Source organism: uncultured Oscillibacter sp. (assembly GCF_910587525.1).
Classification (GTDB): Bacteria; Bacillota; Clostridia; order Oscillospirales; family Oscillospiraceae; genus Oscillibacter.
On the sequence record NZ_CAJULS010000247.1, the window covers coordinates 1 to 1,857 of the forward strand.

Annotated in this window: 2 protein-coding genes and 1 pseudogene; 2 read left to right on the forward strand and 1 reads right to left on the reverse strand. The window is 57.4% G+C overall.

What is annotated here, in order from left to right:
* Window positions 1–195: DUF6076 domain-containing protein (locus QZ326_RS13110; protein ID WP_295746079.1), on the forward strand; the 195-nt coding region annotated here is incomplete at its 5' end.
* A 56-nt stretch (window positions 196–251) separates the two neighbouring features.
* Window positions 252–551 carry a hypothetical protein gene (locus tag QZ326_RS13115; RefSeq protein WP_295746082.1) on the forward strand — a complete coding sequence of 100 codons (300 nt, stop codon included), beginning with the start codon at window positions 252–254 and terminating at the stop codon, window positions 549–551.
* A gap of 194 nt (window positions 552–745) precedes the next feature.
* On the opposite strand, the pseudogene QZ326_RS13120 reads toward QZ326_RS13115, so the two are convergent.
* Window positions 746–1,857, reverse strand: a pseudogene (locus QZ326_RS13120) (glutamine synthetase type III); the annotation flags it as partial.

Here is a 1,857-nt window from a genome sequence, read left to right on the forward strand (position 1 = left end):
ATCCACCAGCGGGCATATAAAAAATACTTTGCCCGCACAAAAAAGGGCACCATGACCAAGCCGGACTTTTTGACATGGGAGATGGAGTCCGAGCGGCTCCGGGACGAGGCGCTGTCAGAGTATAACCGAGCAAAAACAGAGGACGAGAAGGCCGCTATTGCGGAACGGCTGCGTGAGGAACTGAACCGTCAGTGAGTGCAGCCCTATCTTTGGAGACGCTGGTGCAGAATATTTAACGAGGAGGAAGCGATATGTCTATTCTTGGCGCAGTGATCGTCCCTCACCCGCCGCTGATCATTCCCACAGTAGGACGTGGGCGGGAACAGGAGGTACAAGTTACCATTGATGCTTACCGGACTGCCGCAAAGCAAGTAGCGGCCTGGGAACCGGAGGTGCTCATCATCACCTCTCCCCACCAGATTATGTACGTCGACTATTTCCACATCTCCCCGGGCCAGGGCGCTGCCGAAGACATGTCCGCCTTCGGCACGGCCCAGACCAAACTGCGTTTGGAGCATAAAAGAAATCGGCGGATGGACTGTGCTATATGAACATCATTGGCCACGTTTTCAAGAAAATGAGGCTGTTATTTTTGTGTTCCATGTAAAGCTGCGGAGTCCTGCCAGTCGACAGAACTCCGCGGCTTTTTGCAGATCTTTTTAGTTGTTCGGAATCTGCTGTTCCCCATATCTCAAACAGCTTCCTGCTCTTCAGAGGATATTGCCGCCCGGCCCCGTTCCCCCTGTTATCTCACACTAAACAGCAGGTCGCCATAGTTGGGAAATGGCCAGTATTTCTTTGCGGTGACGGTCTCTGCCTCATCGCAAGCCCGGCGCAGCCGTTCCATCTGCGGCAGCACCCGGTCCCGGATGCGCTCGGACTCCGTCCTTATATCGCCGGCTCCTGCCAGTTCCTCCACCAGCCGCTCCAGCTCCGCTGTCCCGGTGTCAATCTGATCTGTGAGACCGGACAGCTTCTCTACCAACGCCATCTCATACGCACAGGCACAGCTGGGACTCAGCGCCTTTTTGCCGGCCGCTGCCCTTGCGGTGTCGGCAGCAAATGCCTGTATGGCGGGAAGGATCTCGGTACGGGCCATGTCCGCCATGGTCCTGGCCTCAATGAAAATGGTCTTACAGTAGTTGTCCAGCGTGACCTCGCAGCGGGAAACCAGTTCCGCCTTGGTATACACGCCGTGGGAGGTGAGCATATCCACGTTCTTCTGGTCCAGCAGATGGGGAACGCAGTCCGGCGTACTGGGGTAGTTCATCAGCCCCCTCTGACCGACAGCCGTCTCGATCCAGGCGGCATCGTAGCCGTTGCCGTTGAAGATAATCCGCTTGTGGTCACGAATGGTATCACGGATCAGGCCCTGCAGGGCGGATTCAAAGTCCCCTGTTCCCTCCAGCTGATCGGCAAAGCGCTTCAGGCTCTCGGCCATGGCGGCATTGAGCATAATGTTGGCACAGGCGATGGAGTCCGAGGAACCCACCATGCGGAATTCAAACTTATTTCCCGTAAAGGCAAAGGGCGAGGTTCGGTTGCGGTCAGTGGTATCCCGGCGGAACCGGGGCAGAACGTCCGCTCCCAGCTTCACCTTCCCCGCCTTCACGCCGGTGTAGGGCGCGTCATGCTCGATTGCGTCCAGAATGGCCGTCAGCTCCTCGCCCAGGAACATGGACACCACGGCGGGCGGAGCCTCGTTGGCTCCCAGTCTGTGGTCATTTCCGGCGGTAGCCACTGAGATGCGCAGAAGGTCCTGAAAGTCATCCACCGCCTGGATAACGGCGCACAAAAACAGCAGGAACTGGGCGTTTTCATAGGGCGTCTCTCCGGGAGAGAGGAGATTGACGCCGG